Origin of the sequence: Xanthomonas axonopodis pv. maculifoliigardeniae (genome assembly GCF_041519315.1) — a bacterium.
Lineage (GTDB): Bacteria > Pseudomonadota > Gammaproteobacteria > Xanthomonadales > Xanthomonadaceae > Xanthomonas > Xanthomonas euvesicatoria.
In genome coordinates this window covers 2,822,854-2,837,686 of record NZ_CP167998.1, presented here as the reverse complement: position 1 = coordinate 2,837,686, position 14,833 = coordinate 2,822,854, and the positions used below count along the sequence as shown (strand labels likewise).

The 14,833-nt window shown below is 65.4% G+C and carries 6 protein-coding genes; 5 read left to right on the top strand and 1 reads right to left on the bottom strand.

The window, feature by feature from the left end; translation table 11 throughout:
• The first annotated feature begins 68 nt into the window (after nt 1-68).
• The gene (locus tag ACDH77_RS12265; protein WP_011347859.1) at nt 69-365 is read left to right on the top strand and encodes a hypothetical protein; all 297 of its coding nucleotides are present in this window, start codon (nt 69-71) and stop codon (nt 363-365) included.
• Nucleotides 366-651: 286 nt separating this feature from the next.
• On the opposite strand, the gene ACDH77_RS12260 is transcribed toward ACDH77_RS12265, so the two are convergent.
• The gene (locus tag ACDH77_RS12260) at nt 652-2,223 is read right to left on the bottom strand and encodes a protease pro-enzyme activation domain-containing protein (protein ID WP_031423171.1); all 1,572 of its coding nucleotides are present in this window, start codon (nt 2,221-2,223) and stop codon (nt 652-654) included.
• Between the two features lie 464 nt (nt 2,224-2,687).
• On the opposite strand from ACDH77_RS12260, the gene ACDH77_RS12255 reads away from it, so the two are divergent.
• The 4 genes from ACDH77_RS12255 (at nt 2,688) to ACDH77_RS12240 (ending at nt 14,690) form a co-directional block, all read left to right on the top strand.
• The gene (locus tag ACDH77_RS12255; protein WP_014090445.1) at nt 2,688-5,045 is read left to right on the top strand and encodes a hypothetical protein; all 2,358 of its coding nucleotides are present in this window, start codon (nt 2,688-2,690) and stop codon (nt 5,043-5,045) included.
• 489 nt (nt 5,046-5,534) lie between these two features.
• Nucleotides 5,535-8,351: a TonB-dependent receptor domain-containing protein gene (locus tag ACDH77_RS12250; RefSeq protein WP_031423169.1), complete on the top strand. Its 2,817-nt coding sequence runs from the start codon at nt 5,535-5,537 to the stop codon at nt 8,349-8,351.
• A gap of 397 nt (nt 8,352-8,748) precedes the next feature.
• A complete protein-coding gene (locus ACDH77_RS12245; protein ID WP_218489157.1) occupies nt 8,749-13,107 on the top strand; it encodes an Ig-like domain-containing protein in 4,359 nt (1,452 codons plus the stop codon).
• A complete protein-coding gene (locus ACDH77_RS12240) occupies nt 13,104-14,690 on the top strand; it encodes a family 43 glycosylhydrolase (protein WP_218489158.1) in 1,587 nt (528 codons plus the stop codon). Before ACDH77_RS12245 ends, ACDH77_RS12240 begins: the two co-directional genes overlap by 4 nt.
• Nucleotides 14,691-14,833: the final 143 nt, after the last annotated feature.

The following is a 14,833-nucleotide window of genomic DNA, read 5'->3' as shown; positions in this document are numbered from 1 at the left end:
TGCCTTCGGCCTGTTGTCTGCAATGGGTTGAGCCTTGTTCGAATCTTCACCGCCACGCCGGAGCCACCATGAGCATCAGCAGCATCGCAAGTTCCGGAATGCAGGTCGCCGCGCTGCGCCAGCAGGTGGCGGCCAGCAATGTGGCCCGTCAGCCAGTGGACGGCAGCCCACGTCAGTCTGTCGCGGCCACGACCCAGGCCAATGGCGGCGTGGCGGCCAGTGTGGTGAATGCCAACGCCGATCCATCTGCGCCAGCCGGCGATCTGGTCGAAGGTCTATCGGCACGCAACGATTTCCAGGCGAATGCCAATGTGTTGCGGCGCTCCGACGAGATGCTGGGGAGCTTGCTGGATGTGGTGACCTAAGCAGTTCGAAGTGGATGAAAGCTGCCACCGACCCGTTGCCCCAGGGGCACGGGTCTCCGTCTGATGGCCCGCCTGGTGCCACGTGGTGCGGCCCGGCCGTCATGCCGTCGTCGTTTCGCGTCGGGACGCGCTGCACATACCTTGCTTGTAACGCCACCGCCGTTCGCGTTTCCAATGCAGCGCCTTCATGCCACTGCGCAGTGGAGTGGTGCCCTTGCGGCCGGTGCATCGGCATTCAACGCCAACCCGCATATGGCCCCGGCCGTTCACACGATGTGCGCGCCGGTCAATCGGGTCGCAACACCTCCGTCAGGCGTGCACCGTCGGGCACGCCCAAGCCGGTATTGGCGTCCCAGCCGGTGGATGCACGGAAGCCGGCGTTATCGCCGGCAACGATGTCGCGGAATGCGTCCGGTCGACCGTACAGGCGCGGCAACACGAAATGGGGTTGCATGCGGTTTGCGCCGTAGATGCGTGCCAGCAAGGCCGCCCATAACGGCGCGGCGGCGCTGGTGCCGCCCATCACGGCAGGCTGCCCGTTGATCGACAGGTAGTAACCGGTCTGCGCGTCGGCATTGGCCGCCACATCGGGAACGCCGCGCATGCCCAGCTGGCGCGACTGGTGCCGTGCATCAGTGATGCGCAGATCCTTCTGCCAGGCAGGGCGTGCAAAGAACCTGCTTTCTCCCCCGCCGCCGTTCGCCCAGGCTTGTTCGTTGGCGCTGTCGGCCGTGACCTGGAGCCGAGTGCCGCCGCAGGCGAGCACGAACGGGCTGGATGCGGGAAAGCAGACATTCAATCCTGGCTGCCCGTCGCTGGCGCCATCGTCGCCAGCGGCAATGCATACGGTGATGCCCATCAGTGCAGCGGCCTGAAACGCACCGTTGTAGGCCTGGCGCGATTGCGGCGTCCATTGCGATTCGGTGAAACCCCAGCTGATGGCAATGACGCCGGGAGAATGCTCTGCATCGTGGATGGCGGCGTTGATCGCTTCCAGAAAACCGTTGTCGGTGTTGGGCGCGAAATACACCACCAGTTTGGCGCCCGGTGCGATTGCCCCGGCAATCTGGATATCCATCTGCGCTTCGACATCGGCATCTGCATTGCCGCGACTGACGGTGTTGGTGGCCCCGGGCAACAGCACATCGACCAGTGTCGGCATGGGGACGCGCAGCTGCGCGAAATAGGCGGCCATCTGCGCGCGTGCATAGCCGCCGCCCAGCACGATGATGCCGATGCATTGACCCTGCCCGTCGTGCTCGGGAAAGCCGTAGAGCTGCGCCAGCTGCGGCGGGGTGTATTGCATGATCGGACCATCTTCACTGCCGGCCGGTGCAGTGGCCTGTAGCGCAGGCGGCGAGGATGCAGTCGCCTCGGGCGCGCTGGGCAGCGTCTGAGCCTGCGGGCGTGCGTCCAGCCCGAGCACGGCGGTGACGATGCCGCCCAGGGTCTGTGGAATCGATACCGGGCCGGTGCGTCCGCGATAGCGCATCGCACCATCGACATAGTCGCGCAAGCTGACCTGGAATGCGGCCTCGCATTGCTGCACGGTGCCCTCCAGGATCACGTTGCCGCTGTCTGCGTGCGCGTGCTCCATCGTCAAACCATAGCGGGCGGCAAAGTCGGCAACGGCCTGCAGATCTGTCGCACTGGCGGCGAAGCGTTCGCTGAACTCCGCGCGCGTGAGCGCAATCGGTAGCGTATTGGGCTGCAGGTGCAGCAGCGCATCGGCAGCGGCATTCAATGCCGGCATCCGCACCGCGAGCAGGACGCGCAGGCGTTCGTCCTGCGGCGGTTGTCCGGCTTCGATGGTGGAGGGGGCGATACGGCGCTCACTGCCAGCCAGGATCGTGTGCATGCGGGGGAGAACTCCAACGAAGTGGTGAGCCAAAGTGGGTTGGTGCAGATCCAAATGTAGCCGGCGCGTGCTGCGCGACCACCGCGGCACGCGCGGCTGCCAGTAGCACGGCAGTGTGCATTCAATGCCATGCGCGAGCTGTCTGTGCAGCGGGGTACCGCGTGCGATGGACTGCAATACGAAGCACGGACGCATCGATTGGTGGGCCACCGGCCAATGGCACGCAATGGCAAGCGGTTGCAGCAAGATCAGCATCGCCTGCCTGCGCCTCAGATCCTGCGACAGCGTGCCGCGTGGCTTGCGGCGCTGGCGGCCTGGTGCATCCAGGGCGCCGGCGCGGACGACGGCAGGCAGTCACCGCCTGGGCGTGATGTGCGGATTTCCGCACGGGTGTCTGACCGCTGTCACAAGACGTCGTGCATGAACGCGCGCACGATGGGCCACGATCATTCGAGGGAGCAACGATGGACCGTAGAACCTTTCTGCGTCAGGGCATGGCGGCCACCGCGGCGGTCGGTGCAGGTGCCGCGCTGGCAACGCCGGCCACGGCGCCGGCCGCGAGCACGCCGCCGGCGCCGACACTGCCCCGTCTGGAACCGCTGCCTTCGGCCGCGCATGTCGGTAGCGCGTTGTGCAGCTTCACCCACCTGCAGCAGCATTGGACTGTCTACGAGCATCTGGACGATGCGCAAGGCCAGCTCACGTTATGGAGCGACAGCGGCATGCTGCGGCTGGAAAAGCGCACCGAGCCGGCGTATCCGGCCGCAGGCACGCCGTATTTCGGGCTGCCGCTGGCGCAGGTGGCCATGGCCGAAGCCGACCTGCTGGCCGACCGCCTGCTGCGCGATGGCGACCCGGACGAGGCACAGGTGCGCGAGGTGGCACCGCCGCCCGCCTCCTTGCTCGATCCCAAGGACAATGGCGGGCGCTGGCCGTGGACCACCTTCGTCGGTACACGCGAAAGCCTGGACACCATGCCCATCCTGCCCAACGGCCGCAGCCGCACCTCGCGGCCGGAACACGCGTTTGCCGAACTGGGCGAAGAGGCGCTGATCAAACGCCGCGAAGAGGGCATGCTTGGCGGCTGGATGCCGGCGGTGCGCAAGGTGATGCGCCGCGAGGGCGAGCCCGACAGCTGGTACGACGTACTGGTGTTTGCCGACGTGCGGGCACGCGATCGCTTCGTGGTGCAAACCTGGCACCGCACGATGAAGGTGAAAGCCGGCGCCATCGTCGCGGTGCACTACACGCATAGCTACCCGGAATTTGCGCCCTCGCGCAGCGCCGCCACCGCCGAACAGTTCTACGCGGCACTGATCGATTTTGCTGCGTATTGGCAGCAGGCGCTGGACGGCACCGTGCAGGCGCAATTTCCCGATGCCAGCTGGAACGACATGGCGCAGTTCGCGTTTGCGCGCGAGCTGGTGGTGCGCCCCGGCGGCGATTACCCCAAGTATGGCGCGGTGGAACGCGACTACTACGGCAACGAATACGATGGTTTCCAGGACACGTTGACCAGCTCGCTGTATGCCAATCTTGAGTGGGGACGTTTTGCACAAGCCGCGGCGGTGCTCGATAACTACTTCGATGAGTTCGTGCAGGACGATGGCCTGCCGAACATGCGCGGGCCGGAAGTCGGGCAGTTCGGGCTCACCTTGTCGTTGCTGGCGCGGTATCTGCGTTACACCGGCGATGCGCCCCGGCTGCGCCGTCTGCTGCCCAAGATCGCCGCCACCGCGCAGGTGTTGTGCGCCTTGCACGACCAGGCGCTGGCATTGCCGCGCACGGCGCATGGGCATGGGTTGCTGCACGGCTGGAACGAATCCGATGCCTGCCTGTTTCCCGATCCATCGCGATGGTGGAAACCGTATTACGCCAACAGCGCGTTGACCATCCGCGGCTGGGAAGACATCGCACAGGTGTGGAGCGCACTCGATGGCGATGCTGGCCAGGCCACGCAATGGCAACGCCGCGCCAAGCAACTGCGTACGCGGCTGGAAGCCAGCCTGCGTGCCAACGTGCGTCGCGACCTCTCCCCGCCGTACGTGGGCCCGTTGCCCGGTACCACATTGACCTTCCGCCAATCGTTGCTGCAGGAAAAGCCCAGCGAACAGCAATGGCCGCACCGTGCATATGCCGAACTGCTGCAGGCCGATGTGTTGCCGGACGATCTGGCCCACCTGGTGATCGATTGCCTGCGTGGCCACGGCGGCACCAGCATTGGCGTGGTGGCCAACATCGCACCGCCGGAGCCGGGCAGCCGCGATCTGCTCGGTTTCATTTCCTACGGCTACGCGCAACAGCTGCTGCGGCTGGATCGCATCGAAGAATATCTGTTGTTCGTCTACGCGCATCGTTATCAGGTGCACACGCGCGGCAGTTGGACGGCCGGGGAAGTCAGCGGCATCACCGGCGGCATGCCGTTGTTCTGCATACCGGCGCAGATGACCATCCCCTTGCTGCTGCGCTGGATGCTGGTCAGCGACGATGGCGCCGGCGATCAGTTGTTTCTCGCGCGTGCGCTGCCGCGCGCGTGGCTGGGCAGCGGTGCGCCGGTGGGCATCACTGCAGCGCCAACGCGCTGGGGCACGGTCACCTTGACGCTGCGCACCGAGACTGCGGCGCGTTGCATCCGTGCCGACGTGCAGTTGCCGGAACGCGCACCTGCACGTACCTGGCTCACCTTGCGCACACCCGCAGGCACACGCCTGCAGCGCGTGCTGGTCGATGGTAGACCGGCGCGAGTGCAGGGCCCGCATGCAGATCGGGTGGCCTTGCCTGGCGCTGCTGCACTGGTGAAGGTGCAGGCGTGGTACGCCTGACAACGGCGATGCGATGATCAGGCGTTGCCGTTGTTGCCGTTGTTGCCGTTGTTGCAATGTTGCTGGACAGCGCGCACCGCAGTGCCGCTTTGCTGTTCGCATGCAGGTGCTGTGGTCGATCACAGAGACCAGGGCACATCGCATGATCGTGCCGAGATGTCGCTGTTTGGGCAATGCAGGCATGCCCGAAAGCAGGCGCAAGCACGCGATTTTCCGCATGCGTCCCGCCTAAATTCGTCAAGACGGCGCAGTGGCGTTGTCGCAAGATTTTTTTAACGTAACGCGTGTGCCAAGCATGCGCTCTCAGGGGAGAGCGGTGTCGTTGCAGTTGCCGTCCTTGCATGCGGAGAGACCTGCCGTTGAGACGGCAGGCCGGTGCAGTCTCTGTCGTGATCGTTCCCTCCATCTGTGCGCCGCGGCGGTGCGGCTTGGCCGTGCGCGGTCATGCAGGAAGGTGGGCCGTACCCTGTGTCAGTACAAGGATTTCCGATGTCGTCCAGCCGCCCTGCTGTTGTTCCCAAACGACGCGTCTTGCAGACCACCCGGCTCGTCAACGCGCTGCTGTTTGCACTGGCGGTCGCCGCCGTGCCGGCCGCCGCGCAACAGCGTGGCGATGGTGCAGACGAAGCCACCCAGACGCTGGATCAGATCAACGTTACCGGCACCCATCTGCGCCGCGTCGACGCCGAAACCGCCAGCCCGGTCGTGGTGATCGACCGGCAGCGTATCGAAGACAGCGGGCAGAACACGCTGGGGCAGCTGCTGCAGCGCTTGCCGATGATGGCCGGCTTCCAGACCGGGCCTGCGCTCAACTCCAACTTCAGTCACGGCCGCGCGCTGGTGTCGCTCCGCAATCTCGGGCCCGAGCGCACGTTGGTGCTGGTCAACGGCCATCGCATGGCAGGGCCTGCCAGCAGCGTGGCGTCGGCGCCCGGCGTGGACGTCAACGCAATCCCCGCCGCGATGGTGGAGCGCGTGGAAGTGCTCACCGATGGAGCGTCGTCGGTATACGGCTCCGATGCGATCGGCGGCGTGGTCAATGTCATCCTCAAGGACACGTACGACGGATTCGCCGCCACCGCGGACTACGCGCAGAGTACGCATGGCGATGCCAATCGACGCACGCTCGGGCTGGAATGGGGCAAGACCTGGGACCGCGGTGGGCTGATCGTGGGGCTCAGCCAAAACTCGATGAACCCGGTGTTCAATCGCGACCGCAGTTATGCGGCCAAGGCGGTGGAATATCTCGATGGGCAGGTCAGCGAGGTTCGCGGTGCCAACACCCGTGCCTTCCTGACCGACGGGCGCGTGCTGACGCCGGTGGACGGCGTCGCGCCGGGCCCGGTCGGCGAAGAGGCTTTTCGCCCCTACAATCGCGCCACCGACAGCTACAACGTCTACGACGCGCAGTACCTGATCACCCCGATCAAGCGCACCAATGCCTCGCTGCACGGCAGTTTCGACTTCACCCGCAGCGTGCAGGGGTACATGGACGTGTTCTGGACGCGCAGCAGGACGGTCTCGCGCTTGGATGCCTACGGGCTGGAAATGCCGGACGCGGTAGACAACTACTACAACCCGTTCGGCGATCAACTGGACGCCTACTATCTGCGCTCGCCGCAGGCCAACACGCGCGTCTACACCTCCACCATGTTCCAGACCAATGTCGTGGCCGGCGTGCGCGGGCGCGTGGATGGCACCAGCTGGCAGTGGGATGCGGCGGCCGGCTATGCGCGCTACAAGGACACCTTGGTGCGCACCGGCTTCTCGATCACCTCGGCGTTGAATAACGCGGTAGGCACTTCGTTCCTGGACAGCGACGGGGTCGTGAAATGCGGCGCGCCGGACGCCGTGATCGTCGGCTGCACGCCGATCAATATTTTCAACCCCAACGACCCGGCCACCATCGCCGCATTGCGTGGCACGCAGCGGCCGGTGGATCTGATCGACGAAAGCCAGATGCGCTTTGTCGATATCAGCGCCAATGGCGATCTGTTCAAGCTGCCGGCCGGAAGGGTGCAGGCGGCCGTCGGCCTGGTGTATCGCACCAACAAGTTCGCGCAGGGGACGACCAGCGACGTGGCCGCTGCCGATGCCGATGGCAATTGCGACTACAACGATGGCTGCATCCTCAAGCAGGGGCGCGAGGAGTCGGTCAGGGAAGCCTATGCGGAATTGCTGGTGCCGCTGTTGAAGGACGTGCCGTTCGCAAACGTGTTGAACCTGAACCTGGGCTCGCGCTATTCCAACTACGACGCCTGGGGCAACACCACCAACAGCAAGGTTGCGATCGAATGGCGGCCGATTGCGAATCTCTTGGTGCGTGCCACCGGCTCGCAGGTGTTCAGGGCGCCGGCGCTGGGCGATTTGTATGGCTCGCCCTACAACAGCGTGATCGACAACACCGGCGATTTCCAGGACCCGTGCACAGGCTTTACCGGCGCACCCAATCCGGCCTGCGCGAACGTGCCCAACGATGGCAGCTTCACCAACACCGCGCAGTTCAACGTGGTGACCTCCGGCGCCAATAACGTGGGCTTCAAGCTCAAGCCCGAGCGTGGCCGCTCCTACAATGTCGGGTTGGTCTATGACCCGGATCAGATGCGCGGGCTGTCGCTCAACGTCGACAGCTGGCGGGTCGTGCTGGACGACATGCTGACCGGTGTCGGCTACCAGCAGGTCGTCAGCGATTGCTTCGACGGCAGCGAAGCGGCCTTCTGTCCGCTGATTCAGCGCGATGCCACCGGACAGCTGACGCGGGTGTCGGTGCCGTTCGCGTACAACAGCGGCAAGGTCGATATTCGCGGCTACGACGCCGGCATTCATTACACGCTGGCCGACACCGCCTGGGGCACGTTTGTGACGGGGCTAGATGCAACGTTCTTCTCCAGCTATCGCTTTGCGGGCGATCCGCATAATTACGTCGGCGAAAATTCCAGCTGGGGCAACATGCCGCGCTGGCGCGCCGTGGCCAATCTGGCCTGGGACAATGGCCCGTGGCATGCGAGCTGGAACGCCCGTTACCTGGGCCGCACGGTCAACGGTAGCCAGTACGAAAATTTCTGCGTCGACACCAATGCCGATGGTAGCTGCGCCTATTTCCCAATCGGCTCGGTGGTGTATCACGACGCCTCGCTGAGCCGGAAGATCGCATCGCTGCATAGCACGCTGGCGGTGGGCATCGACAACCTGGGCGACCGCAAGCCGCCACGGTTCTACAGCTACTCCAATGCGGCCAATACCGAAGCGAGCACCTACGACACGCTCGGGCGCTATGTCTGGAGCCGGCTGCGAGTGGAGTTCTAGCACGTCTAGAAAGGCAGCCGGCAGGGGTTAGGCAGAGTAGGCGGTGCATCTGCAACGCAGCGGACGCGCGGGACATGCCGCATCGAGCGACGCTGCGTGGACCTGGCGGAGAGCTTTAGTTGACCTGCACGGCCTGCGTCAGCCGGCAGGCTCGCGGCCGGCGGTTCGCGTCATTTGCAACAGTCGGTGCGTGTGGTGGCGAAGCACGCACAGTGAGGTTCGCTTTGCATCGCTGCACTTCGTGTTGACGCGGGTGTCGCCAGCGCAAACAACTATGGTGAGACGGCTGCATCACATCGGTTTGCGATGCAGGGGGAGTACCGCAGCTGTCTATCGTCCGATGCGCGCCAGCCGCCGCATCGATCGCGCTGTCTTGCACGTTAATGGGATGGATGTCATGAGGGAGTTACGCTGGAAGTCATTTCTGGCGCGGCACCGGCGCTGGTTGCGCGTGACGCGGCGCACCGGCGTGGCTGGGCTGTTGTGGGCATGCATCATGCTGGGCTGGTCACTTGCAGTCGCACAGGAAGCGCCGATCGCCCAGCCCAACGCAATGATCGGCGAGCCGCTCTTCCGCGGCCTGGACCACCCGATGCCTCCCACCGCGGTGCCGTTTGCGCCCGGCGGACAACTGGCACGCATCTACGCGGCCGATGTCGCGCACGGGGCAGGGCAGGCGCCCGGCAACGATTTCTGGATCGACCGCCTGCTGGCCCGCGAGGGAACTGGCGGTGGTTTCGACGATCACAACGACTGGTTGTTTACCCGTGGCCGCGCCGCATACCTGAGCTATCACGCGCCAGATGCGCCGGGATTCGTCGGGCAGGTGGCGTATTGGCACTCCACCGATTACGACGCGCTGTTCCACATCCATGCCACGCTGGGCAAGCGTCATGTGCAATGGAAGGAGCGTGCGCAGCAGCGGCGGCAGACGCCGAGTTATTTCACGACGGTGTTCGAAGACGCCGGCGCCGGCGTGCGCATGCGGCTGGTCAAATACATCACCGAGCAGAACGTGGCGGTGGCCAGCGTGGTGCTGTCCAGCCTGGACGGTGCGGCGCATACGGTATCGCTGCAAGCAGTCTCGCCGATCGCCCCGCACGCAGACGGCAATGAGCTGACCGGTGCATTTGACGCGTACAACCACATCACGACGGTCTTCCCCCGCCTGTCCGGCGATGGCTTCCATGTCGAGGGGCAGCGTCTGGTGCGCGACATCGACATCCCCGCGAGCGGCGAAACCGCGCCAGTCAAGGTGCAGCTCGGCATGCTCACCCGCGAGTTGCCCGAAGCCCGCGCCGAGTACACGCGCATTGCCGCGCAAACGCCGCAGCAGGCCTACCAGCAGCACGTGGCCAGCTATAACCGCTGGTGGGTGGACAACCTGCCATACCTGGACACGCCCAACGAGAACATCAGCAAGAGCCTGTTCTATCGCTGGTGGGTACTGCGCTTCAACTTCCTCGATGCCAATGTGCCCGGCAACGATTACCAGTTCCCGGTCGCCATCGAGGGTGTGCTTGGCTACGACAACGCCATCGTGCTGACCGCCGGCATGTTCCTGGACGATCTGAAATACCTGCGCAATCCGCTGTATGCCTATGGCACCTGGCTCAGTGCGGGCGAAACCGCCGGCGGTGGCAAGTACACCGACAACCCTGGTTCGCCGGAGAACTGGTCCAATTCCTACGCGCAATACATCACGGCCGCAGCATGGCGGTCGATGCAGATTCACGGCGGGCCGGCGACGCTGGCGGGCAAGCTGGCACGCTATGGCAGCGGTGACGTGGACGGCGTGCTGGCGGCCTACGATCTCAACCACAATGGGCTGATCGAATACGACTGGGCGGCAATGACCGGCAACGATGCCGATGCGGTGTCGTTCGATTGGGCCGACCAGCACGGCCAGATCCGCATGGACCGCACCGAGAGCGCCTACGTGTACGCCAATGCGCAGGCAGCGGCGCAGGCGGCGACGCTCGCGGGCGATACGGCGACCGCACAGCGCATGCAGGCCACCGCGCGCCGCATTCGCAAGGCGGTGCTGGAGGTGTTGTGGCAGGATCGCAGCGATGCCCCCGACTCGGTCGGCCTGTACGGCGATCTGCTCAAGCATCGCCAGGCCGACGGGCCGCGGCTGGCGGTCGATTGGAAGGAAACCAACAACTACTATCCCTTCAGCGTGGGCTTGATGCCCAAGCAGGGCGATGCCGACTACGATCCCAAGTACGTGCGCGCGTTGCGGCTGTTTGCCGACGCGGCGCAATACCCGCTGTTTCCGTTCTACACCGCCAACCAGGTGGACATGCAGGCGCGCGGCAGCGGCGCCGATGTGGGCAGCAATAATTTTTCCACCATCAATGCCACCGTGGCGTTTCGTTTGTTCGGCTCGGCCTTGCGCGATTACCCCAGCCCGTATCTGAACGCGCAGAGCTATCGCAAATTGCTCTACTGGAACGCCTGGGCGCCCTTTATCAACGGCGACAACCGCTATCCGGACCAGAACGAATTCTGGGCCAAGGGCACTGCCGGCCGCGGCGGCAAGATCGGCTATCGCTCCTGGATCCACCATACCCAGCTGGGCGCGACCAACTTCAGCATGATCGAGGATGCAATGGGTTTTCGCCCGCGCAGCGACGACAAGATCGAGCTGTATCCGATCGATATCGGCTGGGACCATTTCGCCGCCGACAATCTGCGCTATCGCGACCGCAACCTGAGCATCGTCTGGGATCGCGATGGCAGCCACTACGGTGGCCGTGTGCCGAAGGGCTACAGCGTCTATCTCGATGGTCGCCTGGCGTTCTGCGTGGATCGGCTGGCACACGTGATCTACGACCCGGCCAGCGGGCAGGTCAGTGCCGCGCCGGATGCGGTCAATCGCAATGGCGCAGCGCAAGTGCTCCAAGCCCATCCCGCGGCACTGGCGTCGATGACGCAGGTACCGTTCGCTGCGGGCACGCGGGTGGCGCAGATCCTGGCCAAGGCCGGTGTGGATGTGACGCTGCCGCCAGCGCATAGCCGCAACCTGGCGCAGGGGGCGCGTGTCAGCGCCAGTTTTGCCGCCGCCGGGTTGCCGGCAACGGCGGCGGTGGATGGCAGTACCGCCAGTCCGCCGTTCTGGGGCACCGCGGGCTCGCCGTCGGCCAGCGACTGGATCGCACTGGACCTGGGCGGCACGCGCACGCTGGATCAGGTGGTGCTGTACTTCTATCGCAGTTCCTCGCCGGGCGGGGATCAGAATGGCTTTCCGTCCGGGACGCGGCCTGGCTACGCGGCACCGTGGATCTACGCCGTGCAATACCGCGATGGCAGCGGTGTGTGGAAGAACGTTCCCGGGCAGGTACGCGATGCCACGATGGCGGAGGGCAATCGCAACCGGGTGCGCTTCCCGGCAATCCATGCGGCAGCGCTGCGCGTGGTGGTGACGCATGCCGGTACGGCGCGCACCGGCATCAAGGAAATCCAGCTGTTCGACAGCGGTTTGCCGGCACCGGCGTCCGTGGGCAACACGCCGCCGCTGGTACAGGCATGGCAGCTGGACACGCCGGGCGCCGATGGTGCGGTGGTGGTGCAAGGGCGCGTTGGCGATGACGGCTTGCCCAATGGCACGCTGCAGGTGCGCTGGCGCGTGCAGCAGGCGCCGGACGGCGGCGATGCCGTGTTTGCCGATGCCGCTGCGCTGCAGACATCCGTGCGTTTCACACGTGCCGGGCACTACATCTTGCGTCTGGCTGCGAACGACGGGGCGCTGATGGGGCATGCCGATGTGCAGGTCAGCGCACCGGCCTCGCGCCCGCTGCAGAGCATTTCATTGCAGGCCATGGCCAGTGTCAGTGGGCAACTCACCGGCATGCAGTACCGCGTGCAGGCCTTGAACGATGGGTTCATCCCGCAGGCAGGTAGCTTCCCCAGTGGCAGCCTGCGCTGGGGCAGCTATGGGCTCGACCAGCCGGCAACGGTGTGGTTGCAGTATCAGTGGCCGCGCCCGGTGCGGCTGTCCTCCAGTGCGCTCTACCTGTGGAACGACCAGCCCAACGGCGGAGTCGCCGCGCCTGCCGGCTGGAAGTTGCAGATGCTGCAGGACGGACGTTGGCAGGACATCGTCAGCAAGAGCGGCTACCCGATTGCGGCAGCGGCGACCGGCGCGGCGAGCACCGCCAGCTTTGCGCCGGTGGTCACCACCGCGCTGCGCGTGGTGTTGACGACCCAGACCACCGCCAACGGACACGCCGCCATTGGGGTGGACGAATGGCAGGCGCTGTCCGAGCTGCCCAAACAGGTGGAGGCGATCCATCTGCGCACGGCCCCCGGGCAACTGCCGACGCTGCCGCAGGAGATCACCGCCTTCTTTGCCGATGGCAGTGTGCTGCCGGTGGCCGTGCAATGGTCCGAGCTTGCCGCCAGCCGCCTGGGCCGCGAAGGTGCAGTGGAACTGCAAGGCCTGGTCGAAGGTGCGATTCCCGTCAAGGCCACCATCTGGGTGCGCGCAACGCCACCGGGGCAGATCAATACCGTGCAGCCGTTGCCGACGGTGACCGCGGTGGTCGGGCATGCACCGACGTTACCGGGCTTCGTCACGGTGCAATACAACGACGGCTCGCGTGAACGCTTGCCGGTGCAATGGCCCACGTTGCAGCCCGCGCGTTACGCACAGCCCGGCGAACTCCAGCTCACCGGCACGGCGCAAGGGCGTGCACCCACCGGTAACGTGTCGGTGCCGCTGGTGGTGCAGATCAAGGCGGCCGCGCCATGACGCGTACGTTCTCACGGTTGCTGGTGCTGACGTGCGGGTTGTTGCTGGCTGCCGCTCCGGCCTGTGCCATGCAGCCGCCGCAGGGAACGTGGTTGCATGCGCCGGGCAATCCCATCCTCGCCGATGGCAGCGAATATTCCGCCGACCCTGCGCCGCTGGTGGCCGATGGCAAGCTGTACATCATTGCCGGCCGCGACACCGCGGCTCCCAATCTCAATGCGTTCGTCATGCCTGGCTGGCAACTGTTCGTCAGCAGCGATCCGGCCAGCGGCGACTGGATCCACTACCGCGATCTGCTGCGACCCCAGCAGGTCTTTGCCTGGGCAGACAAGCGCTATGCCTACGCGTCGCAGATCGTGCAGGGCCCGGATGGGCGCTATTACCTGTATGCACCAGTGCAGCAGCGCGATTCGCCCAATGCCGACCCATTCGCGATCGGCGTAGCGGTGGCCGACAGTCCGCTTGGCCCGTGGACCGATGCGCATCCGCAAGGTCCGGTGGTCTCGCAGTCGGTGCCGGGCCGCAACGATATCCAGAACATCGACCCGACCGTGTTGGTCGACGATGACGGACGGGTGTATCTGTATTGGGGCACCTTCGGCGCGTTGTACGGCGTGGAGCTGCAGCGCGACATGGTCACTTTCAAGGGCACGCCGGTCCTGGTGGACACGCTGGACGGGTATTTCGAAGCGCCCTGGCTATTCAAGCGCAAGGGCACCTACTACCTGGCATATGCGGCCAACAACGCCGGACGTCTTTCGCCATGCACGCCCACGCTGTATCACGCCTGCATCGCCTACGCGAGCGCGCCCACTCCGCTAGGGCCATGGACGTACCGCGGCATCGTGTTGCCGCCGGTGTCCTCGACCACCTCGCATCCGGGCATCGTCGAATTTCAGCGGCAGTGGTATCTGGTGTATCACACCGCCGACGCAACGGGCGGCGGGCATTTTCGCCGCAGCGTGGCGATCGACCGGCTGGAATGGGACGAAAGCACGCAGCCGGCCAGCATCCGCACCGTGGTGCCGACACGGCGTCCAACGCCTCCCGCGCCGCCCATGCGCAATCAGGCGTCATCGGCCTACGCCACCGCGTCCAACGGTCCGGACATTCCGGTGCAGTACTGGATTGCCGCGCTCAACGACGGCGTGGTCAAGGCCAATCCATTGCCACCGGAGATGTGGGCCAGCTGGACGGACAACAATCCACCGCAGCAATGGCTGCAGTACAGCTGGGCGCAACCGATCACCGTGGACCGCACGCGCATCGTGTTCTGGGCCGACCACCCGGCCGGTGCCGACGTCGGCGTGGCACCGCCAGCGCGTTGGCATCTGGAATACCGGAACGCTGGGCGATGGCAGCCCGTGCAGCCCCGCGATGGGTATGGCACGCGTCCCGATCACGAAGAAGCGGTGTCGTTCGCGCCGGTGACAACGCGCTGCGTGCGTGTGGTCATGGACGCCTCTGGCAACGCGGCCAGCTATGCCGCGCTGGCAGTGCAGGAATGGGAAGTGCTGGCGCCACAGCCACAACGCCTGCCCTCTGCCACGGCCCCTGACAGCCAGCGTTGCGATGCGCCGTGAAGCAGCCGACAAAGCGCCGCATGCGGCAGTCGAACGTTGGCTGACGGTGCGCAGGCAGTGGAGTGCACCGGTGGGGGTGACACATCGGCTTTTGCGTGCTGGCCGCGCGTGCCTTGCGAACGTGTCCAAGTGTTTCAGTCGCG

Excerpts from the sequence above, each read along its gene's own strand:
- ACDH77_RS12255 (WP_014090445.1), top strand. The coding sequence starts at position 2,688 with ATGGACCGTAGAACCTTTCTGCGTCAGGGCATGGCGGCCACCGCGGCG.
- ACDH77_RS12245 (WP_218489157.1), top strand. The coding sequence starts at position 8,749 with ATGAGGGAGTTACGCTGGAAGTCATTTCTGGCGCGGCACCGGCGCTGG.
- ACDH77_RS12250 (WP_031423169.1), top strand. The coding sequence starts at position 5,535 with ATGTCGTCCAGCCGCCCTGCTGTTGTTCCCAAACGACGCGTCTTGCAG.
- ACDH77_RS12260 (WP_031423171.1), bottom strand. The coding sequence starts at position 2,223 with ATGCACACGATCCTGGCTGGCAGTGAGCGCCGTATCGCCCCCTCCACC.
- ACDH77_RS12240 (WP_218489158.1), top strand. The coding sequence starts at position 13,104 with ATGACGCGTACGTTCTCACGGTTGCTGGTGCTGACGTGCGGGTTGTTG.
- ACDH77_RS12265 (WP_011347859.1), top strand. The coding sequence starts at position 69 with ATGAGCATCAGCAGCATCGCAAGTTCCGGAATGCAGGTCGCCGCGCTG.